Origin of the sequence: Microbulbifer jejuensis (assembly GCF_047289955.1) — a bacterium.
In the GTDB taxonomy this organism is placed as follows: Bacteria; Pseudomonadota; Gammaproteobacteria; order Pseudomonadales; family Cellvibrionaceae; genus Microbulbifer.
Genome location: NZ_JBLBUB010000004.1, coordinates 100,199 through 122,684, shown reverse-complemented (window position 1 = coordinate 122,684; position 22,486 = coordinate 100,199). Strand labels below are relative to the sequence as shown.

Sequence of the window (22,486 nt, the reverse complement as noted above, 5' to 3'; positions counted from 1 at the left end):
CAAGTCCCCAATATTTCATTCTCTATGCAGGCGCTATACCCCGATGCGAGCCGACTTACACGGGTTTCCCGAAAGTCTTCCGCGCGCCCCTCTCCACCCGGTCATCTTAAAATGACGCCAGATTGTATTTGGGTCAGGCCAGAGCCCGGCCTTCGCGAGAGCCCAAAGCTGCGGGCTCTTCACTTTCGATGGTGAAACTGTCCACGTCCATTTCCGGTAATTCCACGTCAAAGGAATCACTGTCGGCCTTGAGGCTTTCATCCTGAGGCAGTTTGAAGCCGGCAACGGAATCGCGCAGTGCATTGGCCGTTTGTGCCAGATTACCAATAGACTGTGCCGTTGCCTGGGTACCTGCCGAGGTCTGGGAGGTAATTTCCTGAATCACGTTCATCGTATTGGAAATATGCCCAGCAGAAGAGGCCTGCTGGCGCGCGGCGTTGGAGATGTTCTGAATCAGAGAGGCCAGGCTGCCGGATACGTTTTCGATCTCCTCCAGGGCAACCCCCGCGTCCTGGGCCAGGCGGGCTCCACGCACCACCTCCGTTGTGGTTTGCTCCATGGAGATGACCGCTTCATTGGTGTCCGACTGAATTGCTTTCACCAGGCCTTCTATCTGTTTGGTTGCAGCGGCGGAACGCTCCGCCAGTCGCTGTACTTCATCGGCAACCACCGCGAAGCCCCGGCCTGCGTCACCGGCCATACTCGCCTGGATGGCGGCGTTTAATGCGAGGATGTTGGTCTGGTCGGCAATGTCATTAATCAGGCTTACAATATCGCCAATCTCCTGGGAGGATTCCCCCAGCCGCTTGATTCGCTTGGAGGTATCCTGGATCTGCTCACGGATGTTGTCCATACCCTTGATGGTGTTCTGTACCACCTTGGCACCATTGCTCGCGATATGTACCGAGCGCTCCGCAACCTGGGCAGATTCGGAGGCATTGGCAGACACCTGGTCAATGGTAACCGCCATTTCATTCACCGCAGCGGAGGCCCCGGCAATTTCCTGCGCCTGGTGCTCAGAGGCCTCGGCGAGATGCAGAGCGGTCTGCTGGGTTTCCTGGGACAGGCCGGATACTTCCTGAGCAGCACCGTTAATCCGCGATACCAGCACGCGCAGTTGGTCAATAGTAAAGTTGATAGAATCGGCAATCGCACCGGTAAATGCCTCGGTTACCGTGGCAGAGGTAGTCAAGTCCCCATCGGCGAGATCCGCCAGCTCATCCAGCAACTGCATAATGGCCTGCTGGTTGCGCTCGTTGGTATCCGCCTCCTGCAACAGGTTGCGGCGCGTACCGGAGATAACCATTCCCATCATGACGAAAATCAGCAGTACGAAGGCCGCTGCCAGGATAGTAATCGTCATATTGTTTGGCTGGCGTTCGTCCGCGAGATTCACGATTCGATCATTCAGCGCGCTCAGGGCTTCGAGTAACTGCGGTGAGGAGGCAATAATGCCGTCTGAGGCCTGGCGCGTGGCAAATAGGGCCGGGGTCGCCTCAAAGATTTCGCGCACAGAGGAGCTTACAAACTCAAACAATTCCGTAATTTCATCCAGGGAACGGCGCGCTTCATCATCGCTAACACGGGAAATGCCCATCACCACGTCACCGCTTTTCATACCGTCCACGACCTTACCGAAAAGACTCGCATCGGTATTGAACTGATCCGCAGCGGCTTCAGCATCATCACCCCCCTGCAGCATCTTGTCGATATTCCGGCCTATCCGTTCCGCGCGCCAAACTTGCAGTAATGCCTGCTCCACCTGATTGGCCGGGGCGGTGTTGGCCAGCAGGATCTCAACGATATTGTTGTGCTCCGCCTGCAGCTCGGGAAGAGAAGCGCTCAGGGTGGTGGCAACGTCATTCAGGAAGATAATGGTTTCCTCATTGCCGAGAATGGTGTCCATCTGCTCGCGCAGATTGCGCCAAACCTGCCCATAGGCAGCCAACTCGGCGTCGAGTGTGCGGCGGCTGCCTGCATCCATTTGCTGCAACTGGTTCCAGGCGTTGGCCATTTGCCTGGACACTTTTTCCAGCTCGACAAATGCTTCCTCATCTCCTGAGGTGGCCGCCGGTGCGTAGGAAACGACCTGATAAGAGAGCGCACGCAATTCCGCCGCTTGCTGCAGGTACTCTTTATCGCGGTCGCTGCGGGTCTGTACCAGATAGATACTGACGACCAGTCCCGCCAATACGGCGAGTACCAGCAGGCCCAAACCCAGCGCGGCAGGGTTACTGCGCAACGCGGAAAAGGAACTCTGGGAGCCTGTTTTCATAGTTCACTCCTAGCGGGCCCAGGTATCAGGCCGGATTTAGTACCACTTGACTTCTAACACTTAAACAACAATCGCCTTCACCCAGCACGTTCATTCCAGCACCGCCTGCAGGCCACTCCCGACACTATCAATAAAGTGAAGCGCCGATAAAAATGGGCTTGGATTTTCTATTGAAGGGCGGCATCCATAAAACGGCCATCTTTGAGCAGGGCCCGCATATCGAACACCAGCCAACGGTCCCTCTGCAAAATAAACTGGCCCTGCACCATGGGTGTAAATGACTCAATCAAATCTGTTGGCGCTTCCCGGGCATATTCATACGCCAGGTGTTGCATCCCGTGTAATCTGTCCACAATCAGGCCCACATAGGTTTTTTCACGTTCAAGCGCCAACACTCGGCGCTGCTGTCGCGGGCCGCTAAGGTGGCCACCGTAAAATGCGGCGAGATCAATCAAAGGTAACAGGCGGCCACGTACGTTGGATACGCCTTTCACCCAGGGCTGGACACCGGGAATGAAAGTGTATTGCGGCACTTCGAGCAGTTCCACAACATCATCCATGGAGGCGACGAAATTATGCTCGAGAAGGGAGAAGCCGATCCCACTCCAGTACGGCTTGATTTCCCGGCGCGCAGGCAGGCCGGTGGACTGCGCCTTGGCACGCCGCGCAATATCAATCAGGGCCAAATAGGGTATTGTTGACTGCACACTGAGCAGCTGGCCGTCAGGCCAACACCTCCCCGATCGCACTCAACAACTTGCCCTCGTCTACAGGCTTGGTCAGATAAGCCCTGGCTCCCTGGCGCATGCCCCAGACACGGTCTGTGTCCTGGTCTTTGGTCGTCACAATAATAATTGGGATTCCCGCTGTGCTGCTGTCCTTGCTCAACTGGCGGGTGGCCTGGAAGCCATTCAGACCGGGCATTACAATATCCATCAGAATAAGATCCGGGCACTGCGCGCGCGCCACCTCAACACCGTTTTCGCCATTGGGCGCTGTGATTACCACATGTCCGTTTTTTTCCAAAATTGTGGTCAATTTGTGTGTTTCAGTAGGAGAGTCATCCACTATTAGTACTTTTGCCATCATTTTCCCCATGACATCTTATAATCAGCTAATCGGCAGCTGCGCAACCACGATCGAACTTGGCGGTTTGCTTGTTACTTTCTTGTTAGCATGTCCAGTTTGCACTGACTATCAGCTACTTCTCGGCCAAACCATTTCCCAGACTCCCACAGACAAGGGGATATGTGCGCCACTTAGGATCGTTACTGTCTTAGTTCCCGGGTGCCAAGCTCCCGGAGCCAGCCACACACTTTTTTTGTTAGCCACAATTTTCAGGCTGCGTGATGTGGCTTGGCATGGGCAGAGATCGCACCCAATAATTCACTTTTGCTAAACGGCTTGGTTAAATATTGATCGCAACCGACAACACGCCCCTTTGCCTTATCGAACAAACCATCCTTACTCGACAACATAACGACAGGAGTAGAGCGAAATTCGCTGTTATTTTTGATCAGAGCGCAGGTTTGATAACCATCCAGGCGCGGCATCATGATATCGACGAAAATAACATCCGGGCGGGAGTCTGCGATTTTCGCCAACGCATCAAAGCCGTCCGTTGCGGTAACAACCGTACAGCCCGCTTTCTGCAACAGCGTTTCGGCAGTGCGGCGAATTGTCTTACTGTCGTCGATCACCATAACAGTCAGACTTTCCCAGTTAAGCTCCATAGTTTTTTTGACTCCCCTGTTTACTTATTGTCGGACACGTGAAAGCGTTTACTTGCACCCTTGGTGAACCGCATAGGGGGTCTGGGTGTCTCGCCTAGCCAAGATCGCACACTGGAGGAACTTTTATCACAGAACCCCAGGTTAATCTACCAGACTCGACAAACCCCTGGCGATACGGTTCAAATTATCATCACTTTGCGCTCGAACCCAGTCCAGCGTGTTAAAGTTGCATCCTGGTGAAGCTGCTTTTACCTTATCCATCCTACCAAGTCGGGGGTGGCAGCCTACACTGAGCCACAACCACCACAGCGCGGGGTAAAGCTATCCCGCCAGAAACGGAAATCCCTATGAATTTCTCCCTCGGTGTGGTGATGGACCCCATCGCCCAGATCAATGTTAAAAAAGATACAACACTTGCACTGTTACAGGCCGCACAAGACAGTGGTTTCCAGCTATTTTATTTCGAGCAGACCAGTCTGTACCTGGATAACGGCCGCGCCATTGGCTGTGGACGGCCACTGCAGGTTTTTGACCACGCCGAACGCTGGTTTGCTCTGGGGGAATCCAGAGAGATACATCTGGGAGAGCTGGACACCCTTCTGATGCGTGTCGACCCCCCTTTTGATAACGAGTATATCTATTCCACTTACATCCTCGAGGCGGCAGAACGCGAGGGCGCACTGGTGGTCAACAAGCCCCAATCCCTGCGCGACTGCAACGAAAAAATTTTCGCAACCAGTTTTCCACAGTGCTCCCCGCCAGTACTGGTAAGCCGGGATATGCTCAGATTGCGACAGTTTCACCAGACACACAGGAACGTTATCTTCAAACCCCTGGACGGCATGGGTGGGGCGGGGATTTTCCATTGTAAACCCGACGGCGCCAACCTCGGGGCGATACTGGAGATGCTCACCAAACACGGCTGCCGGCAAATTATGGCGCAGCGCTATATCCCGGAAATCAAGGATGGCGACAAGCGTATTCTGGTCGTTGATGGACAGGCGGTACCCTATTGTCTTGCCCGCATTCCTGTAGCCGGAGAAACGCGCGGTAACCTGGCCGCGGGTGGGCGTGGTGAAGCGCGCCCTCTGAACGATCGCGATCGCTGGATTGTCGAGCAGGTCGCGCCCACGCTGAAAGAGAAAGGACTGCTGTTTGTCGGTCTGGACGTCATCGGGGATTACCTCACCGAAATCAATGTCACCAGCCCAACCTGCGTACGCGAAATCGATGCAGCCTATGACACCAAAATCGGTGCGCGACTGATGCGCGCAATCACACACCGCCTGGCACAAAAAGGGTAAACTGGGACACTTCAAATTCAACCCAGGCTGCTTGCCAGCAGGTAGACCAAACGGACAACCAGTTAAAGGGCTTGGCGCAACAGGTAGTAAAGACCGCACACGATGAACTCCACCGCCAACACGGCATCATTTAACGCTGCCCAGCGCGAACGCTTTGTATTCTCCCTGTTTCTCGCCGGCGCCATCCACGCTCTGATTATTTTTGGAGTGGCTTTTGCCGCGCCCGAGGGCAGCCAGTCATCCCCCACACTGGAGGTAACCCTGGCCCAGCACCGCTCGGCACAGGCACCGGTGGATGCCGACTACCTGGCTCAGCACAACCAGCAGGCCAGCGGCATCTCGGATACCCCCAAAGAACTGTCCAGCAACCGCCGCGCGGAGTTTGCCGATACACAGATTCACGACGTGAATCCACTGCCGCAGCAACAGGCAGAGCGCCCGGCAGACCAGCGACGCCAGTTGGTCACCACCATTGGCGATAGTCCGCTGCAGGCGCCCGAGCTGCCCGCAGAAGATAAGCGCTCAGAGGAAAAGCGCGGCGACGCCCCCAGTGACCTGGACCGAACCAATCCGAAAGTTACCAGCCTGCAGGCGCGCCTGGATAAAATCCGGCAAACCATTGCCCGGCGCCCGAGGGTGAGGCGCCTCACCTCAGTGGCGACTAAAGCCTCTGCAGATGCCGCCTACCTGCACGAATGGCGACAAAAGGTGGAGGCCGTGGGCAGCGACAACTTTCCCGAGGAGGCCCTGCAACAACAGATCACCGGCAGCCTGCGGATGATGGTGCGCCTGCTGCCCAGCGGCGCCGTGGAGGAAGTGGTCATTCTCGAATCCTCCGGCGAGCGCATTCTCGATGATGCGGCCCAACAGATCATGCACCTCGCGGCACCCTTTGCGCCCTTTCCAGCTCAGATCCGCAAGGAGGCCGACAGGCTGGAAATTATACGTACCTGGCGTTTCGAAATGACCGGGTTTTCCACCTCCGCAGGTGACCCGCCCAGGCGGGGCTAAACTTGCCTTTCACTCAGGCGACCTAGAATCAAGCTATGCCCAGATCGAACATCGACAGTGACTTGACCCACGCCAGCCTGCGCGGCCAGTTCCTGCTGGCCATGCCCGGTATGGAAGACCCCCGCTTCAAGCAGACCGTAGCCCTGCTTGTGGAACACAGTGATGAGGGGGCTATGGGTATAGTGATTAATGCCCCCAGCAAGGTCCATTGGAAAGAGGTATTCGAACAGTTGTCCTTGCAGGACTCCAGTCAGCGCGGAGGCGAGACGGTGCTGCTGGGCGGCCCCATTTCCCCGGAACAGGGCTTTGTCCTGCACGGGGCCGGTATACAGTTCGACTCAACGACTGAGATCAATACGGAGATCAGCCTCACCGCCTCCAAGGATATCCTCGAATCCCTCGCCGGCGGACACGGCCCCGACGACGTGCTGCTCGCACTTGGCTACGCCGGTTGGGAACCTGGGCAACTGGAACAGGAACTGGTCGACAACGCCTGGTTGACGCTACCGGCAGAACCAGAGATCCTGTTCGCTACACCGGTAGAGAAACGCTGGCAGAATGCTGCCGCGCGCCACGGCATCAACCTGTCCGGGCTCGGCTCACAGACCGGCCACGCCTAGCCAGCGCACACCAATCCAAGCATATCCACCCCATGAGTAAACCCATTACTGCCCTTGCCTTTGACTTTGGTACCTGCTCCATCGGCCTCGCGTTTGGCCAGAGCCTGACCGCAAGCGCCAGGGAACTGTCCCCCCTGCCGGCAAAGGAGGGCAAACCGGATTGGGAAAACTTGCAGCGCCTCATCGCAGAGTGGCAACCCCATTACCTGTTGGTGGGTCTGCCCCTGAATATGGATGGCAGCGAGAGTGCACTGAGCGCCCGAGCACGCAAATTCGGCCAACGCCTGCACGGACGCACCGGGTTGCCGGTGGCATTTATCGACGAGCGCCTCAGCACCCGCGCCGCAAAGGAAGAAGCCCATGAGCGTGGTCACCGCGGTAATTACGCCAGGGATCCGGTGGACTCGATCGCCGCACGCATCATTCTGGAGGACTGGCTGCGCGCGCGGCAGTCTCCAAATTGATATTTCCCTCGGTCTGTAAAAGCCACGACACCCCTCCCTTTGGTAGAATTGTCCCACCACTCAAACAGATGATCGAGCAGAATGCCCATTTCTCGTATCCGCATCGCTACGCGCCAGAGCGCCCTGGCACTCTGGCAGGCCAATTACGTGAAAGACCGCCTGCAAGGGGAACACCCGGGCTTACAGATTGAGCTCTTGCCTCTCACCAGTCGTGGCGATCAGGTTCTGGATATGCCCCTGGCCAAGATTGGCGGCAAGGGGCTTTTCGTGAAAGAACTGGAAGTGGCCATGCTGGCCGGGCGCGCGGACATCGCCGTTCACTCCATGAAGGATGTCCCGATGGAGTTCCCCGCAGGATTGCACCTGCCCGTGATCTGCGCGCGTGAGGATCCCCGCGATGCCTTCGTCAGCAACCTGCATACCAGCCTCGAAGAGCTACCCCGGGGCGCCGTAGTGGGCACCTCAAGCCTGCGGCGACAGTGCCAGCTGCTGGCACGTCGTCCGGACCTGCGGATCAAATTCCTGCGCGGCAACGTTAACACCCGGCTGGCAAAGCTCGATGCTGGGGATTACCACGCCATTATTCTGGCTGCGGCCGGCCTGCTGCGCCTGGATATGCGCGAGCGCATCCGCAGCTACCTGTCTACCGATATACTGTTGCCCGCCGGCGGCCAGGGCGCGGTGGGCATCGAATCCCGCCGCGACAAGGCTTTGGAAGCCCTGCTGCAACCTCTGCACTGTGCCAAAACCGCCGCTCGCCTCAGTGCAGAGCGCGCACTGGTCAAGCACCTCAACGGCGGCTGCCAGGTACCTATCGGCTGCTATGCCGAGTTGCAGGATGGTTCTCTTTGGCTGCGCGGCCTAGTGGGCAGCCCGGACGGTTCCACGCTGATAAGGGCAGAGTGCCGCGGTGCTGCCAGCAGCGGTGCGGTGCTCGGCACACAACTGGCGAAGCAGTTGTTGGCCGACGGCGCCGACAAAATACTCGCGGCTATCTGAGATTGATACCAGCATGCCAGGTTCACTGCACGGCAAACGCATACTCACGACACGCCCGGCCCACCAATCCGCCAACTGGTGCGCACAGCTGCGGGCTGCCGGCGCACAGGTCGACAATATTCCCATGCTGGCCATCGAACCCCTCCGGGAGGCCAGTGCGTTGCAGGCCATCAAAACCCATACCCTCGGTTTCGATCAGGTGCAAGAAGCCATCTTTGTGTCTCAGAATGCCGTCTACTATGGCGTGGAATGGCTGGAGGACTACTGGCCGCAATTACCCCAGGGGCCGCGCTATTATGCGATTGGCAGCGCAACGGCAAATGCCCTGCTGGAGCGCGGCATTCCCTGCGCGCAAGATAGTGGGCACATGACATCCGAAGACCTGCTCGCACTGCCATCCCTGCAACAGGTGGCCGGACACCGTATCCTGATTTTCAGCGGGGTCGGTGGACGCACTCTGATTGGCGATACTCTCCGCGCCCGCGGCGCCATGGTAACCTATTGTGAATTGTACCGGCGCACTTTACCCCCCGGCGCTCCAGATACACTGGCCAGCTATCCGGCAACCCCGGATGCCATCAGTGTGCACAGTGGTGAAGCCCTGGCAAACTTGGCGCACTGTATTGTGCAATCCGCGCGAGGGCAATTGCAGTATGCTGCGCTTATTTGCCCCAGTGTGCGGGTTGCCAAGCAGGCACGCGCACTGGGTTTCAAACGCCCTTACGGTGCCCAGAATGCCGGCGGCAAGGCCATGTTGGACGCACTGCACAGTGCTCTGGATTGAATTGCTATCGAATTCTCCGCCGTATTGGGATGAAAGTCTTACAAAGAGCGCCACCCTTCCTATAAAGGTTGGCGCCACTCGCTATAATTCGACGACAATTTCCATCTGCGCTGTTATGCCATGACCGACAAAAAAACCAAGGACAGCCCTCGCGCAAAAACCACCGCGCCGGCCAGTGATTGTACAGACAGGGCGGAGCAGAAAAAAAACTTCGCCAAGGCAGCACAGGCAAACCCGGCGGGCAAGAAGTTGCCAGACCCTGCCAAGTCCGGAAAAAGGAGCGGCCACTGGTGGTGGCTGGTGTTCTTTCTGCTACTGATCGCCCTGATTGCCTTTGCCTGGTTCAGCTGGCCACAACTGCGTACCCGCATCAGTAGCCAATTGGATTTGCCGCCCGCCAAACAAGGTGGACCAACCCAGAGTGCCGCAGATGCTCGGGAACAGGCAGACGCCACCCGTGTGTCCGCGGCTCCAACCGAACAGCCACCGCAAACGGAACCCGAGCCGGATCTTGCGCAGTCCTCCCGGCCGCCCTCACAACCGGCAACCCCGGCCCGGAACCAGCAACCCGACCGGCATCAACAGGCGGATGCCAACCTGGGCAACCAAATACAGTCACAGGCCCGCACAATCGCAGAACTGCAACAAAAGCTGGCCGGTTTGCAGCGCAGTGTCACCGCCCAGGGCAACCGCTTGAACGAGTTGGGCAATGTGACCAGGAAGGACTGGCAGCTGGCGGAGGCCGGTTATCTGCTGCGCATGGCCAATCAACGCTTGATGCTTGAGGATGACAGCCGCGCCGCTTTGGGACTGGTGGAAGAAGTGGACAGTATCCTGCGAGGAGTGGACCTGCCGGATTTGTACGGTGTGCGCCAGCAGTTGGCCCAGGATATCACCGCGCTCAAGCTGGTTCAAAATATCGACCGCGAGGGGCTCTTCCTGCGGTTGCGCGCTTTGGAAGACGCGCTGATCCGCGCCCGAATCCAGCCGGAGTTTGATATGGCCCAACCCCAGCCAGAGGAGAAGGGGGAGCAGGCGCAACCCGAAGAGGCACCCCTGCCCCCCTGGAAACGGGGCTGGCAGAAATTTACCCGCTTCCTGCGGGATTCAGTGCGCCCCATTGATGGCGATATCAACCCGGTCATGCTTTCCCCACAAAGCGAAGCGCGTTTCCGCCAGACCCTGCGCCTGTATATGGAACAGGCGCAGCTGGCACTGCTGCGCGGCGACACCACAGTGTACAAGGATGCCCTGGGCAGCGCCCGTGAGCTGCTGCTCACCTATGGCACGCCCAACCCGCAACGCGATACCCTCGCCCGGCAACTGGCCGAACTCAGCGAGCAGCGCATCCAGGCGCAGATGCCCAACCTGAATACCTCACAGGTGGCACTGTACAATTACATTGAGCGACTGCACAAAACCTCTGGCCAAGATGCCAATACGCAGGGAGAGGGCGCCCAGTGAGGAAAGTTCTTTTTGCAGCCCTGGTACTACTGCTACTGGGCGCTCTGTTTCCACAAGTCAGTAACAATTACCCCGGCTATTTGGTGATTGGGTTTGGTGGCGAACTCAATAAGGGCTACGAAATGAACCTCTGGTTTGCCTTCGTTGCATTGCTGGCAATACTGTGCGCCCTGTTCCTGGCGATCTGGTTGGTACTCAGCCTGGTGGGCGCAATCAAAGGCAGTGTTGACCGCCTGCGCTTCGGCCGCCAGCGCGTGGCGCGCCGGCGTCTCACCAGCGGACTGGTGGAGTTTATGGAGGGCAACTGGTCCCGCGCACGGCGCCAGTTGTTGAAAAGTGCCCCCCGCTCAGAGGCGCCACTGATCAATTATTTGGCAGCCGCACGCAGTGCTTTTGAATTGGGCTTTCGCGAAGAGGCCAATGAGCTGTTGGCGAAAGCTGAGGCCTGTAGTGAAGATACCCGCCTCGCCGTGGCCCTGAACCAAGCGCGTATGCAGCTGCAGGACAAGCACTATGAACAGTGCATCGCCAGTCTTAAGCGCGCCAAGCAACTGGAACCCAAACACCCGGCTCTGCTACAGCTACTCAAACAGGCTTACTACCTGCTGGGGGACTGGAGCAGCCTGCGCGAGCTGCTGCCGGAGCTGGAAAAGCACGCCAGTATGAGCAATGACGAGCTGCAGCGGCTGGAATTGCAGATCTATCAACACCAATTGGATGAGGCTGTCAGTCGTAACGACAGAGACAGACTCCTGAGTATTTGGCACAGTCTGAACGGACGCTGGCAGCGCAATATGGCATTGCGCAGCCTCTACGCGAGACAGCTACACCAGATTGGTGACGACACCGAAGCGGAAAAGCATTTGCGCTGGCTGCTCAACCGGGAATGGAATGCCGAGCTGTGCGACCTGTACGGCTGCCTCACCGGGGTCAATCCCGCAGCACAGCTTTCCACCGCCGAGGGCTGGCTCAAGGAGTACGGCGAAAGCGCAGACCTGCTGACTTGCCTCGGCCGTTTGAGTATGCGCAACGAACTGTGGGGTAGGGCCCAGCAGTATTTCGAGAAGAGTCTGCTACTGCGCCAGGACCCGGTTACCTCTGCGGAACTGGCGCGCCTGCTCGGGGCACTGGGGGACAAGGACAAAGCCGCACAGCTTTATGAGGAGGGGCTGATGCAGGCCGTCAGCAACCTGCCGCAATTGCCAATGCCCAGCCGGGATTCACCGCTGCTGGGTGCGCAGGCCTAATTGCCCATTCCTCATAGGGTCCAACTCTTTACCAGGCTGTTGAAAAAGGGCCTTCTATGGCCTTTTTACCTGTGCTGGAAAATATACCTCCAAAGGGCACAGTATTGTTGTTGTCAATCAAGAAATTGTCCCGTACCTAACGACAAGACTGGATCACTGCAACCCATAAAGTGGGGCTCGGATGATCGCATAGCACCGGATTCGATCCTTTTGATGTACCCAGACACACAGCATCTGCATGCCCTTTGTGACTCTTCCAAAGCTTCACATAGACTTTGCTTTTTTGGCTACAAAAAAATTATGCTAGAGATTACCCACACCACCAAAATTACGAGAGGAACCCAGCCGAACTTTCCCAATTCCACTCTAAAAAATAGGTTGAATACGCTACCAACCCAAAAAATCACTCAAGAAAAATCGATATGAAAAAAGTTCTTTCAAATAAAATAATACAGATTTCATACTAAATTAAAATCCCGGTGGACCTTGCCGCCTTCTGACGATAATCCCCTCACCATTAACTATAGTTTCCGTAATAATAAGGTTCTCAAGACCACTATCATTGTGGAACGCTGTTACGAAATCAACTCTAACCTCCTGGATAATTGTGTCCCCTACCTGCAAAGCATAACCAACTTGAGTATCAATAAGGATTCCTTTAGCTGTAACCGCGCCACCTATTATTGAGCCTGCAATCCCGCCTACCCCACCGCCAAATGAAGCTTATAAAGTAGTCTTTACCGCGGTACGCATATTGTTCAATGACCGGTGCTCTGCAATCTGATCTGGAGTTGTGAATGTTTGTGAGCGCATTGCGCACAAATTGGAATAACATTTCAATTTCTCAAAGTTGCCGCCGACTGTATTCACCTTTTGTGCAAAGACATCACCCCGAGGCCAGTCGTACCTTAACTTTCCATTTTCCCTAGCGCAATCAAAGAGTTAGCAACCATTTTTCCCGGCACCACTGGCTCTTCACCATTTTTTTGCCCCGACGCGGATTTTACCTCAGCCGGATGTTTTTCCAGAGGCAACGGCCCCTTCTGTTTAGCCGCGCAGGCGCGCCAGCGCCTGGCCGCCGACAGGCGGCTAAACCCGAGGGGCGTTTGCCCCTCTTGGTGATTGGCTAGAGCGGTGGTGCCGCCTCTTCGATGGCTTCGATCAGGTGCCGGCATTCCTGTTGCAGCAGCTTCACGTAGTATTGCCATTCGGTATCAAGCCGCTCCCAGGCTTCGATAACGCTCCAGCCTTGCGGTAGATATCCGCCCTATCGGTGGCAGGCCCGAGCGTGGCGACAATTTTTGTGCGTCTGTTCATGCCAAACCGTCTTCATTGGGCAATTTTCCCCGTCACAGGGGAAGCATAGCTTGTCACCCTTATCGACTCATCATAGTGCGCAACAACTAAGCTAAGAAAAGCGGGGGCAGGGTCAGCGATAAAGGAGTCAATCGCCGATGCGCAGGTTGGTGCAACTGTGGCTGCTGGGAATCCTACTGTCTATTGGCGGATGCTTGACAAGTGGTGTGGAAGAAGCCAGGGTCGTCCAGTCGACAGGTAATATGGACGCAGTATGCGGTAAGAAGTGGCAGCTTGTGCGCCTCCGGATCAACGGCACTGCCATTGCAGTACAAGGGCCTGCAAATTTCACTTTCGTGTGTAACCGCGACGGCAACGTGGTGGGCCGCAGTGGCATCAATACCTATCGTGGGGTATTACAGGTCACCGACAATGGCCAGCTCCTGTGGGATACCTCCAGCTTCGCTTCCACCAAGATGAGCGGTCCGGCAGTGTTGCTACAACAGGAGAACACCTACTTACGCGCACTCGCCGGCACGCGCCAGGCATTCACAAAATCCCGGGGCAAGCGCTTGATTCTGCGCGACGTATCGGGTGAAACCTACATAGAATATGTCAATGTCGGACCTTGAACATCCGCACAGACGGATGGTAGTTTTCGAGGTTAAATGCCATTAAAAAATAAGAGCGCCCCTATGCTGCAATCCCCAAAGCGCCTGCAACTTATCCTCACAATAGTGCTCCCCCTTTTATTTTCGGGGTGTATGACCTCTGACAATCCCGGACAGGCCCTCGGGCAATCCGCCTGGTCCGCATGCGATCACGAGTGGATTCTGTCAAATATGATGGATGGCGAGCACACCTATCAGTACCGGCTTCTATGGAGAAAATTTTGGCGGGACCGCCCCTTCTTTACCTGTGACCGCTTTGGGTATGTGCGTGGCAGTGGCGGTATCAATCCCTATCTGGGCCGGTTCTCTCTTGCAAGCCATGGCGAACTGTCCTGGCCGCGCCTCCCGGACATCTCGCGCATAGGCAAAGTCTATCCCAGTGACACGCTGGAAGCCGATTATTTGCGGGCACTGCGAAAAACCCGTTTTCTCGAAGTGGTGGGCGACCAGTTGATCCTGCGCAACGGCGACAAGACCACATTGCTCGAATTCGAGCGCGTCGAGGACATTATGCGTTAGGTTACCCTATCGGCCTTGTGTGCGGGCAACGGCCAAAAAAAACGACCCAGTGGGTCGTCAATACACAATCAAGAGGTAACAAAAAGAGAAGCAAGCACATAAGGGGAGCCTTGCCTCAGTATCTTAATCGGCGAAAGTGACAAATAAATGACAAAGAAAACATCAGCAGCGCCGCTGATGTCTTTCCAGATTTTCCTGTCGCTTGCGCGTACTTTTGCGCAGCAATAGGTAGCTAGCCCCCATACCACCGTGCTGCTTTTGGGCACTGTGAAAAGCCAAGACTTCTTCCAACTGAGGCAACCAGTGATTAATACAGCTCTTCAGCAGGCCCGGTTGCCTGCGGCCCTCACCTTTGCCGTGGGTAATCAGAGCGCAACGCACATCTGCCTCGATACAGTCCCGCACGAATTCCACTACGGCAGTACGCGCCATCTCCACGGAGTGGCGGTGAAGGTCGAGGCGTGCGTCCACCGTGTATTTGCCCAGGCGTAAATTGCGATACACCCCGTTTTGCACCCCATCTCGTTTGAATGCCAGTGGATCCCAGGGGGCCACCGGTTCGAGATACTCGCCGGAGAGGGGGTTCATTTCGCACCCGGTCTGGCGGGTGGCGGCAGCGCGGCGTTCCCGCGACACCAATTCCGTGGGCATGTTTTCCCTGCGCAGGACAACGCGGCACTCCTGCACCAGAGGCTGGACACCCCCAAGCTCACCGAGGGCGTCTTTAAACAGTTTGCTGTCGCTGCTCACACAATAGCTCCCACCAGTCTCAATCGAGAAACAAATCCCTGGTCAAACTGTCCGCGTTGGCCGGATTGTGGGCATAGTCAACGAAATCCCTGACACCGCGCTCTGCCAGTAACTCTTCATCAATCAGTTGACGCCCTGTGAGTGCGGCGTCTTTTGTGGCTAGTACTTCGTAGGCAGCATCCGCCATAATCGCGGGGTTGCGGCTCTGCTCAAACATCTCGCGGTTGCCCACAGCGAATTCAATAGCTGCGGTGGCCACCAGGGTGCGCGGCCACAGGGTGGTCACACTCACACCGGTCTCGCGCAGCTCCTCCGCCAAGCCCAGGCTAAGAATCGTCATGCCAAACTTTGACAGGGCGTAGGGGGCAAAGGGGCCCAGCCATTTGGGTTGAAGATTCAGTGGCGGGCACAGGCTGAGGATATGGGCGCTGTCCGATTTTTTTAAATAGGGTAGCGCCAGGTGTGCCGTCAGGTACACCGCGCGACTGTTGATGCTCTGCATCAGGTCATAACGTTTAGGGGGAGTGGACGCCACATTGGTCAAGCTGATGGCGCCGGCGTTGTTGACCACCGCGTCGATACCGCCAAACTTGTCCGCAGCCTCTACCATCGCTTCCTCTACCCGCTGCACATCGCGTACATCCACTTGCAGGGCAAGGGCCTTACCCCCAGCGTTCTCCACTTCCTGAGCCACCGAGTAGATGGTACCCGGCAACTTGGGATGGGGCTGTGCGGATTTGGCGGCAATCACGATATTAGCGCCGTCAGCAGCACACTTGAGCGCTATAGCGCGCCCTATGCCGCGGCTGGCACCAGTGATAAAAATGGTCTTGTCCCTCAGGGTCCCTGTGTTCTCGGTCAGGGTAATAAACTCTTCACTCACTTTTCTCAGCCTCCCGGGCAGTCACTACGGAACCGTAGATTTTCTTGAAGATCGCCGGCATGCGCTTCGGCCTGCCACTGGACAGCGCAATGCACACCATCTGCCACCGGGCCCGCAATACCTCTGCCCCATCGGCGGCGCGAAAGACCTGAAAGCGGCGGATCACCCTCAGCCCCCCGTCTACATCGGTTAACCAAGTGCCAAATACCAGTGCATCCCCCTCTCTCGCCGCCAGTATATAATCATACTCACTATGACGGATGGCCATTCCGCGGTCGAGTTCCTGGTAATTCGTGACATCCAGCCCCAGTGCTGCGCTGTGGGCCCAGGCGGTGGCCTCACACCAGTGCACGTACTCAGCGTTGTTGGCATGGCGCAGACCATCCACATGGTGTGCGCCCACAAGCACTTTTCGCACAAAGGGGTTCGGTAAATCCCATTGCACAGGCAACTCCCGACTCATTATCAGCAATTATTTACTCCACAAGAAACTCGCTTGATCGTGAGACTGAGGCAGTGGAGAAAGTATCCCACTGGGCTTTTCCCCTGATTAAAACGAATAACGGATATAAAAAAAGGCCCCTCAGGGCCTTTTTATCATGCCATCAGCCGTTAAGCATCCGCTTGCGCCTGGGTGCCCTCAGCCTGCTTTTGCGCCTGGTTCAAAGCTGTTGCGAACAGCGCATCGAAGTTGACCGGCGGCAGCATCAGAGCCGGGAAAGAGCCTTTAACGACGGTGTTGTCGATCACTTCACGGGCGTAGGGGAACAGAATTTGCGGGCAGGCGGTATTCAGTGCCTGAGCCAGTTGCTGGCCTTCCAGTCCTTTGATACCAAACAGGCCAGCCTGCTTCACCTCCACCAGAAAGGCAGTCTCCTCCTCCAGTTTGACGGTAATAGTGAGGGTCAGCGCCACTTCGTACAGGTCTTCATCAATCTTGGCGGTCTTGGTGTTCAGTTCCTGGTTAACCTGTGGCTTCCATTGCTTTTTGAACACCTCAACACCCATTGGGGTCTCGAAGGAGAGGTCTTTCAGGTAGATGCGTTGCATCGCGAATTGCACTTTCGGAGCCTCTGCATTTGCCGCCGCGCCATTTAGTTCTTCAGCCATGTTACCGCCTGTTCTTTATATAAAAATTATTGATGCCTTCCATGAGAAAGACTCCGTGTAAGTAAGCCTCCAGATGGGGCCTGCAAATACCGTTTCAAGCCCCGGAATGGATAATAAGCAAACACTGGCGGGTGCAAGTGGCGGGCGGCGCCAGCCTTTGTCAACTGGCGGCTTTAAGCAGGTCGTCGAGCTTGCGTCCGCGTTCAAGGGCCATCAGATCATCGCAACCACCCACGTGGCAATCACCGATCCAGATCTGCGGCACCGAGCGTCGCCCGGCCATGGCCGCCATCTGTGCACGCAAGTTTGGTTTGTTATCCACAGCAATCTCGCGATAGGTCACACCCTTGCCGCTCAGCAATCGCTTGGCGCGGATGCAATAGGGGCAGAAATGGGTTGTATAGATGACTACTTCTTGCATCACTGAATTCCATCAAATGTCATCAATGCCACGCGCCGACCTAGCCCTAGTCCTGGCCCTTGACCAGGGGCAGGTTTTGGTTGCTCCACTCGCTCATGCCACCCTGCAGGCGGCGCACCTGGAAGCCCTTTTGTTTCAAAAGACGCCCCGCGGGACCCGCGTGCTGGCCCAGCTTGTCCGTTACAATCAGCATCTTGTCCTTCAAAGGTGCCAATTCGCCGAGGCGATCGGAAAGCTCTCCGTGTGGGATATGCACGGCATCGACGATATGACCGCCGATAAATTCACTGTGATCACGCACATCCAACACCCGCGCCCCATCACTGTTAATCAGTCTGGTCACTTCGTGCAGTGACACCGGTACGCCAGCCCTGAAGCGCTCGCTTACGGCCAGTGCGTAGAGCAGTGCCACAAGCAGGCCAACCAGCAGCCATTGTTCACTCAAAAAGACGAAAAAGTCCACTTCGCCCCCAAAATCCTTAAAGGTAGTTATCGAGATGGCGCGCCAGCGCCAAGGGTGGCGGGAGTATACACGATCCTGGCGAAATTCTAACCAGCTAAACGGTATTACTGCTGCCCTCACATAGACTTTACAAAGTCATACTTGCGCAAATTGACATAGTGAAAGGCGGTCCGAACAGGTTAAAATCCGCGCCCACAGTGCAAATTTTCAGAACAGGAAACCCGTCGCTATGGCCGTTTCGCAAGCTCCGCAAAAGCGCCCTCTAGTCCTGCTGATTCTGGACGGCTTCGGCCACAGCGACAATCCCCGGCACAATGCGATTCACGCCGCTCATACGCCGGTATGGGACAATCTCTGGGAGAACCGTCCCAAGACACTGATCCAGACCTCGGGCATGGCTGTGGGTCTACCGGATGGGCAAATGGGCAACTCCGAAGTGGGCCATATGACCCTGGGTGCAGGCCGCGTGGTCTATCAGAGTTACACCCGTATCAACAAGGCCATCAAGGACGGCGAATTCTTTCGCAACAGTGCCTATACCGGAGCGGTGGACAAGGCCATTGCCAGCGACGGCGCCGTACATATTATGGGCCTGCTCTCAGAGGGCGGCGTGCACAGCCACGAGGACCACATCGTCGCCATGGTGACCCTGGCCGCCCAGCGCGGTGCCCGAGCCATTTACGTGCACGCCTTCCTCGATGGCCGCGATACACCGCCGCGCAGTGCCGAATCGTCTATTGCGCGCCTGATGCAGGTCTGTGACACCCTCGGCAATGCGCGCCTGGCCACCCTGGCCGGGCGCTACTATGCCATGGACCGCGACCAGCGCTGGGAACGCACCGAATCGGTCTACGACATGCTGACCCTGGGCACCGCAGAACACAAGGCCAGTGATGCCCTGGCGGGGCTGAGCGCCGCCTATGCGCGCGGTGAGAACGATGAGTTTGTCTCCCCCACACGTATTGGCGAGCCGGCCCCCATCAGTCCTGGCGACGCGTTGATCTTTATGAATTTCCGTCCGGACCGCGCCCGCCAGCTGACCCGCGCCTTTACCGATAAAGACTTCAACGGCTTCGAGCGCAAAGCCAGACCGGTACTGGCAGACTTTGTTATGACCACCGAATACGCTTCTGACATCCATGCTAGCTGTGCCTTCCCACCGGAGAAACTGGTGAATTCCCTAGGCGAATACCTTTCCGCCCGGGGTAAAACCCAGCTGCGTATCGCCGAGACGGAAAAATACGCCCATGTGACTTTCTTTTTCAGCGGCGGTCGCGAGGAGCCCTACCCCGGCGAGACCCGCGAGTTGATCAAGTCCCCGAATGTGGCTACCTACGACCTGCAGCCGGAAATGAGCGCACCGGAAGTGACCGACAAACTGGTGGCGGCGATCCAGAGTGAAGGGGTTGACGCCATTATCTGTAACTATGCCAATGGCGATATGGTGGGCCACACCGGTGTCTTCGAAGCCGCAGTGAAGGCGGTGGAGGCGCTTGACCAATGTATTGGCCGGGTTGTGGATGCGGCTCTGGCCGCCGGTAGCGAGGTGCTGATCACCGCCGACCACGGCAATGTAGAGGTGATGTTCGACGCTGACTCGGGACAGGTGAGCACCCAGCACTCCACCCTGCCTGTACCGCTTGTCTATATCGGCGCACGCAATGTACAACTCTGTGACGGCGGCAGTCTGGCGGATGTAGCGCCAACCATGTTAGCGTTGATGGGTCTGCCACAGCCGGCGGAAATGACTGGCCGCAGCCTGGTAAAAATGGACTGATGAAAACACTCGCCCTCTTTCTGATCGCCCTGCTGTCACTGCCCGCCTGGTGCCAGGCACAGGGGGATCAGCAGACACGTCTCGCGGAAATCAAGCAGCGCATCAAGTCCCTGCAACAGGAACTCAACCAGGTGCGTGACCAGCGCGACCAGTTGCTCAAGGACCTGGAAGAAAACGAAAAAAGCATTTCCGGATTCCATCAGCGCATAGACCAGATCAAACGGGAGTTACGCAGTCGCTCGGACAAGCTGCGCGAACTCCAGCGAGAGCAGCTGCAACTGCAGGAGACCCGACGAAGTATGCAGCGGCGGGTCGAGCAGGAGATCGCCGCCGCTTACCGACTGGGCCGGCAGGAGCAGATCAAGCTCCTCCTCAACCAGCACGACCCACAAAACGTCGCCCGCCAACTTCACTACCACGATTACTTCCTCCAAGAACGCACCCGCATCATCGATACCTATCTGCAAACCCTCACCGCCCTCAAGGCGGTAGCCGGTGATATCGAGCGCGCGCGGGCGACCCTGGATGCAAAACGCAAGCAGTTGCAGGAACGCCAGCGCAGGCTGCGCAGTGCCCAGCAAAACCGCAAACGCACTCTGGACAAACTGGCAGCAAGGATCGCCGATGGCGACGGCGAGATGACGCAACTACAGGGCGACCGCGCAAGACTGCAGAAGTTGATCAACGAGGTGGGCCGCGCCATCGCCTCTCTGGTCAGCCCCGGTGAGCAAAAGCCGTTTGCGCGCCAGCGCGGCAGGATGCGCTGGCCAGTAAAAGGGCATCGCACCAACAATTTTGGCGGGCGCCGCACCAACGGCATTACCTGGAAAGGGGTCACCATTCGCGCCGCCGAGGGCGAGCCTGTTCGCGCCGTACACCGGGGCCGCGTGGTGTTCTCGGACTATCTGCGCGGCCAGGGCATGCTGGTGATTCTCGATCACGGCAATGGCTATATGAGCCTCTATGCTCACAACCAGTCCCTCACCCGCAGCCTTGGGGAGTGGGTCGAAAATGGTGACACTATTGCTCGGGTAGGCAACAGCGGCGGTAACGCCCACAGCGGCCTCTACTTCGAAATCCGCTATCGCGGCAAAGCGCTGGACCCCACTGGTTGGTGTCGCAGCTGACGCCACTGCGCTCAAGGCTCCCTGTAAGGCAGTTGGACGCATCGCGACTAATCCCCTGGCACAGTAGAATTTGGCGCCCACTTGGAATACCCGCCAACATCTGCAGTCTACACTTTCGCAAAGCGGCGAAGAAACAAGGCAGAGGTCACAACAATATGTCCACCCCCAAGGCGCTGACCACGTTTCTCTGCACGGCCACCCTCACCGTTCTGCCTTTGATGGGGCTGTGTGAGCCCGATACCCAAAACAAAATTACTGCCGAGAATGCGGCACGCCTGCCTCTCGAGGACCTGCGCAGCTTCGCCAAGGTCTTCGAACAAATTCGCCAGGGGTATATCGAGGAGGTGGATGATCGCACCCTGCTGGAGCACGCCATTAAAGGCATGTTACAAGGCTTGGACCCACACTCCTCCTATCTGGATCGCCGCTCCTTCGACGACCTGCAAGTCAATACCACCGGTGAGTTTGCCGGCCTCGGCATTGAGGTGGGCATTGAGAACGACCACATCACCGTTGTGACCCCGATGGACAATACCCCCGCTTCGCGGGCCGGTCTCAAGGCCGGTGATGTGATCCTGCGCCTGTCCGGCAAATCCATGAAAGGCATCAGTCTCGACGAAGCAGTGGAGTGGATGCGCGGCCCCAAAGGCAGCAGCGTCACCCTGACGATCGCACGCAAGGGCCACAGAACGCCTTTTGACATCACTCTCAAACGGGATACCGTGCGCGTGCGCAGTGTGCGCAGCAAAATCCTCGATGAGGGCTACGGCTACCTGCGTATCAGCCAGTTCCAACTGGATACTGGTACGGATGTGGCGGAAGCACTGATCAAACTGCAAAACAAGGGCAAGCTCAAAGGCTTGATTATCGACCTGCGCAACAACCCCGGCGGTGTGCTGCAATCTTCGGTGGAGGTGGCCGATGCCTTCCTGGAAGAGGGCCTGGTAGTCTACACAGAGGGTCGCAGCGAGGCCGCCAGCCTGAGTTACTCTGCCGAACCCGGCGATCTGACCGAAGGCACGCCGCTGGTGGTACTGATCAATGCCGGCTCCGCCTCGGCGGCGGAAATTGTTGCCGGTGCCCTGCAGGATCACCGCCGCGCAGTGATCATGGGGACAGGCAGTTTCGGCAAGGGCTCGGTACAAACCGTGATCCCCATTAACAGCGAACGCGCCATCAAACTGACCACCGCGCTCTATTACACCCCCAATGGCCGCTCTATCCAGGCCCAGGGGATCACCCCCGACATTGTCGTAGAGCGGGTCAAAGTGACCCGCTTGGAGGATACGGCACGCCCGACCGAGGCGGATCTGGCCCGACACCTGGGCAATGGCAACGGCGGTGCCGATCGCAATGCCGAAGAGCGCGCCCGCAGCGAAGACGCAGGCGATAGCTGGCTGGACCGTGACAACCAGATCTTTGAGGCGCTCAACCTGCTCAAGGGCCTGAATCTCTACGCGCACCAGGACAGGGCTCTGCGCGCGCGTATTGCCCGTGCAGACGGAAGGCCGTAACGGGCGCGGCAAGCAGAAAAAAGCCCCGGTGACTACTCCCGACGGGCGACAGGG

At 57.2% G+C, this 22,486-nt stretch carries 23 protein-coding genes; 13 read left to right on the top strand and 10 right to left on the bottom strand.

The window, feature by feature from the left end:
• Positions 1 to 133: 133 nt before the first annotated feature.
• The 4 genes from ACL7TT_RS03970 to pilG form a co-directional block, all read right to left on the bottom strand.
• Positions 134 to 2,275, bottom strand: coding sequence for a methyl-accepting chemotaxis protein (locus tag ACL7TT_RS03970; protein WP_413393339.1), 2,142 nt, complete (start codon positions 2,273 to 2,275; stop codon positions 134 to 136).
• Between the two features lie 167 nt (positions 2,276 to 2,442).
• Positions 2,443 to 2,982, bottom strand: coding sequence for a chemotaxis protein CheW (locus tag ACL7TT_RS03965; protein ID WP_413393337.1), 540 nt, complete (start codon positions 2,980 to 2,982; stop codon positions 2,443 to 2,445).
• 16 nt (positions 2,983 to 2,998) lie between these two features.
• On the bottom strand, positions 2,999 to 3,361 hold the full coding sequence (pilH, locus tag ACL7TT_RS03960) for a twitching motility response regulator PilH (RefSeq protein ID WP_413393335.1): 363 nt from the start codon (positions 3,359 to 3,361) through the stop codon (positions 2,999 to 3,001).
• Between the two features lie 251 nt (positions 3,362 to 3,612).
• Complete coding sequence (pilG, locus tag ACL7TT_RS03955) at positions 3,613 to 4,008, bottom strand: twitching motility response regulator PilG (protein WP_020413651.1); 396 nt, start codon at positions 4,006 to 4,008, stop codon at positions 3,613 to 3,615.
• A gap of 347 nt (positions 4,009 to 4,355) precedes the next feature.
• Here pilG and gshB point away from each other — a divergent pair, with 347 nt between their 5' ends.
• The 10 genes from gshB (at position 4,356) to ACL7TT_RS03905 (ending at position 14,387) form a co-directional block, all read left to right on the top strand.
• Complete coding sequence (gene gshB, locus ACL7TT_RS03950) at positions 4,356 to 5,312, top strand: glutathione synthase (RefSeq protein ID WP_413393332.1); 957 nt, start codon at positions 4,356 to 4,358, stop codon at positions 5,310 to 5,312.
• 102 nt (positions 5,313 to 5,414) lie between these two features.
• Positions 5,415 to 6,323 carry an energy transducer TonB gene (locus ACL7TT_RS03945; RefSeq protein ID WP_413393331.1) on the top strand — a complete coding sequence of 303 codons (909 nt, stop codon included), beginning with the start codon at positions 5,415 to 5,417 and terminating at the stop codon, positions 6,321 to 6,323.
• A gap of 35 nt (positions 6,324 to 6,358) precedes the next feature.
• Positions 6,359 to 6,943, top strand: coding sequence for a YqgE/AlgH family protein (locus tag ACL7TT_RS03940; protein WP_413393329.1), 585 nt, complete (start codon positions 6,359 to 6,361; stop codon positions 6,941 to 6,943).
• A gap of 32 nt (positions 6,944 to 6,975) precedes the next feature.
• The gene (ruvX, locus tag ACL7TT_RS03935; RefSeq protein WP_413393327.1) at positions 6,976 to 7,407 is read left to right on the top strand and encodes a Holliday junction resolvase RuvX; all 432 of its coding nucleotides are present in this window, start codon (positions 6,976 to 6,978) and stop codon (positions 7,405 to 7,407) included.
• Between the two features lie 81 nt (positions 7,408 to 7,488).
• A complete protein-coding gene (gene hemC, locus ACL7TT_RS03930; RefSeq protein ID WP_299940010.1) occupies positions 7,489 to 8,406 on the top strand; it encodes a hydroxymethylbilane synthase in 918 nt (305 codons plus the stop codon).
• Positions 8,407 to 8,419: 13 nt separating this feature from the next.
• Positions 8,420 to 9,190 carry a uroporphyrinogen-III synthase gene (locus ACL7TT_RS03925; RefSeq protein WP_413393325.1) on the top strand — a complete coding sequence of 257 codons (771 nt, stop codon included), beginning with the start codon at positions 8,420 to 8,422 and terminating at the stop codon, positions 9,188 to 9,190.
• A 120-nt stretch (positions 9,191 to 9,310) separates the two neighbouring features.
• Positions 9,311 to 10,654, top strand: coding sequence for a uroporphyrinogen-III C-methyltransferase (locus tag ACL7TT_RS03920; protein WP_413393323.1), 1,344 nt, complete (start codon positions 9,311 to 9,313; stop codon positions 10,652 to 10,654).
• Positions 10,651 to 11,901, top strand: coding sequence for a heme biosynthesis HemY N-terminal domain-containing protein (locus tag ACL7TT_RS03915; RefSeq protein ID WP_413393321.1), 1,251 nt, complete (start codon positions 10,651 to 10,653; stop codon positions 11,899 to 11,901). Before ACL7TT_RS03920 ends, ACL7TT_RS03915 begins: the two co-directional genes overlap by 4 nt.
• Positions 11,902 to 13,355: 1,454 nt before the next feature.
• The gene (locus tag ACL7TT_RS03910; RefSeq protein ID WP_413393319.1) at positions 13,356 to 13,829 is read left to right on the top strand and encodes an META domain-containing protein; all 474 of its coding nucleotides are present in this window, start codon (positions 13,356 to 13,358) and stop codon (positions 13,827 to 13,829) included.
• A gap of 63 nt (positions 13,830 to 13,892) precedes the next feature.
• Positions 13,893 to 14,387, top strand: coding sequence for an META domain-containing protein (locus tag ACL7TT_RS03905; protein ID WP_413393317.1), 495 nt, complete (start codon positions 13,893 to 13,895; stop codon positions 14,385 to 14,387).
• Positions 14,388 to 14,549: 162 nt separating this feature from the next.
• Here ACL7TT_RS03905 and smrA read toward each other — a convergent pair whose 3' ends face one another.
• The 6 genes from smrA to ACL7TT_RS03875 form a co-directional block, all read right to left on the bottom strand.
• Positions 14,550 to 15,137, bottom strand: a complete 588-nt coding sequence (smrA, locus tag ACL7TT_RS03900) for a DNA endonuclease SmrA (protein ID WP_413393316.1) — start codon at positions 15,135 to 15,137, stop codon at positions 14,550 to 14,552.
• Positions 15,138 to 15,156: 19 nt separating this feature from the next.
• Positions 15,157 to 16,020, bottom strand: a complete 864-nt coding sequence (locus ACL7TT_RS03895) for an SDR family oxidoreductase (protein WP_413393314.1) — start codon at positions 16,018 to 16,020, stop codon at positions 15,157 to 15,159.
• Positions 16,013 to 16,465, bottom strand: a complete 453-nt coding sequence (locus ACL7TT_RS03890) for an acyl-CoA thioesterase (RefSeq protein ID WP_413393312.1) — start codon at positions 16,463 to 16,465, stop codon at positions 16,013 to 16,015. The genes ACL7TT_RS03895 and ACL7TT_RS03890 overlap by 8 nt, the downstream gene beginning before the upstream one ends.
• A gap of 167 nt (positions 16,466 to 16,632) precedes the next feature.
• The gene (gene secB, locus ACL7TT_RS03885; RefSeq protein WP_413393310.1) at positions 16,633 to 17,130 is read right to left on the bottom strand and encodes a protein-export chaperone SecB; all 498 of its coding nucleotides are present in this window, start codon (positions 17,128 to 17,130) and stop codon (positions 16,633 to 16,635) included.
• A gap of 160 nt (positions 17,131 to 17,290) precedes the next feature.
• Positions 17,291 to 17,551, bottom strand: a complete 261-nt coding sequence (gene grxC, locus ACL7TT_RS03880) for a glutaredoxin 3 (RefSeq protein ID WP_299940043.1) — start codon at positions 17,549 to 17,551, stop codon at positions 17,291 to 17,293.
• A 46-nt stretch (positions 17,552 to 17,597) separates the two neighbouring features.
• Entirely contained in the window at positions 17,598 to 18,014 is a 417-nt protein-coding gene (locus tag ACL7TT_RS03875) for a rhodanese-like domain-containing protein (RefSeq protein ID WP_413393308.1), read from the bottom strand.
• Between the two features lie 229 nt (positions 18,015 to 18,243).
• Between ACL7TT_RS03875 and gpmI the strand changes: the two genes are divergently transcribed.
• The 3 genes from gpmI to ACL7TT_RS03860 all read left to right on the top strand — a co-directional run bounded on the left by gpmI (position 18,244) and on the right by ACL7TT_RS03860 (position 22,432).
• Entirely contained in the window at positions 18,244 to 19,791 is a 1,548-nt protein-coding gene (gpmI, locus tag ACL7TT_RS03870; RefSeq protein WP_413393306.1) for a 2,3-bisphosphoglycerate-independent phosphoglycerate mutase, read from the top strand.
• Entirely contained in the window at positions 19,791 to 20,918 is a 1,128-nt protein-coding gene (locus tag ACL7TT_RS03865; RefSeq protein ID WP_413393304.1) for a murein hydrolase activator EnvC family protein, read from the top strand. The genes gpmI and ACL7TT_RS03865 overlap by 1 nt, the downstream gene beginning before the upstream one ends.
• Positions 20,919 to 21,073: 155 nt before the next feature.
• On the top strand, positions 21,074 to 22,432 hold the full coding sequence (locus ACL7TT_RS03860) for a S41 family peptidase (RefSeq protein WP_413393302.1): 1,359 nt from the start codon (positions 21,074 to 21,076) through the stop codon (positions 22,430 to 22,432).
• The last annotated feature ends 54 nt before the right edge of the window (positions 22,433 to 22,486 follow it).

Excerpts from the sequence above, each read along its gene's own strand:
- secB (WP_413393310.1), bottom strand. The coding sequence starts at position 17,130 with ATGGCTGAAGAACTAAATGGCGCGGCGGCAAATGCAGAGGCTCCGAAA.
- ACL7TT_RS03925 (WP_413393325.1), top strand. The coding sequence starts at position 8,420 with ATGCCAGGTTCACTGCACGGCAAACGCATACTCACGACACGCCCGGCC.
- grxC (WP_299940043.1), bottom strand. The coding sequence starts at position 17,551 with ATGCAAGAAGTAGTCATCTATACAACCCATTTCTGCCCCTATTGCATC.
- ACL7TT_RS03865 (WP_413393304.1), top strand. The coding sequence starts at position 19,791 with ATGAAAACACTCGCCCTCTTTCTGATCGCCCTGCTGTCACTGCCCGCC.
- gpmI (WP_413393306.1), top strand. The coding sequence starts at position 18,244 with ATGGCCGTTTCGCAAGCTCCGCAAAAGCGCCCTCTAGTCCTGCTGATT.
- ACL7TT_RS03910 (WP_413393319.1), top strand. The coding sequence starts at position 13,356 with ATGCGCAGGTTGGTGCAACTGTGGCTGCTGGGAATCCTACTGTCTATT.
- ruvX (WP_413393327.1), top strand. The coding sequence starts at position 6,976 with ATGAGTAAACCCATTACTGCCCTTGCCTTTGACTTTGGTACCTGCTCC.
- gshB (WP_413393332.1), top strand. The coding sequence starts at position 4,356 with ATGAATTTCTCCCTCGGTGTGGTGATGGACCCCATCGCCCAGATCAAT.
- ACL7TT_RS03920 (WP_413393323.1), top strand. The coding sequence starts at position 9,311 with ATGACCGACAAAAAAACCAAGGACAGCCCTCGCGCAAAAACCACCGCG.
- pilG (WP_020413651.1), bottom strand. The coding sequence starts at position 4,008 with ATGGAGCTTAACTGGGAAAGTCTGACTGTTATGGTGATCGACGACAGT.
- ACL7TT_RS03860 (WP_413393302.1), top strand. The coding sequence starts at position 21,074 with ATGTCCACCCCCAAGGCGCTGACCACGTTTCTCTGCACGGCCACCCTC.
- ACL7TT_RS03940 (WP_413393329.1), top strand. The coding sequence starts at position 6,359 with ATGCCCAGATCGAACATCGACAGTGACTTGACCCACGCCAGCCTGCGC.
- ACL7TT_RS03970 (WP_413393339.1), bottom strand. The coding sequence starts at position 2,275 with ATGAAAACAGGCTCCCAGAGTTCCTTTTCCGCGTTGCGCAGTAACCCT.
- hemC (WP_299940010.1), top strand. The coding sequence starts at position 7,489 with ATGCCCATTTCTCGTATCCGCATCGCTACGCGCCAGAGCGCCCTGGCA.
- pilH (WP_413393335.1), bottom strand. The coding sequence starts at position 3,361 with ATGGCAAAAGTACTAATAGTGGATGACTCTCCTACTGAAACACACAAA.
- ACL7TT_RS03905 (WP_413393317.1), top strand. The coding sequence starts at position 13,893 with ATGCTGCAATCCCCAAAGCGCCTGCAACTTATCCTCACAATAGTGCTC.
- ACL7TT_RS03945 (WP_413393331.1), top strand. The coding sequence starts at position 5,415 with ATGAACTCCACCGCCAACACGGCATCATTTAACGCTGCCCAGCGCGAA.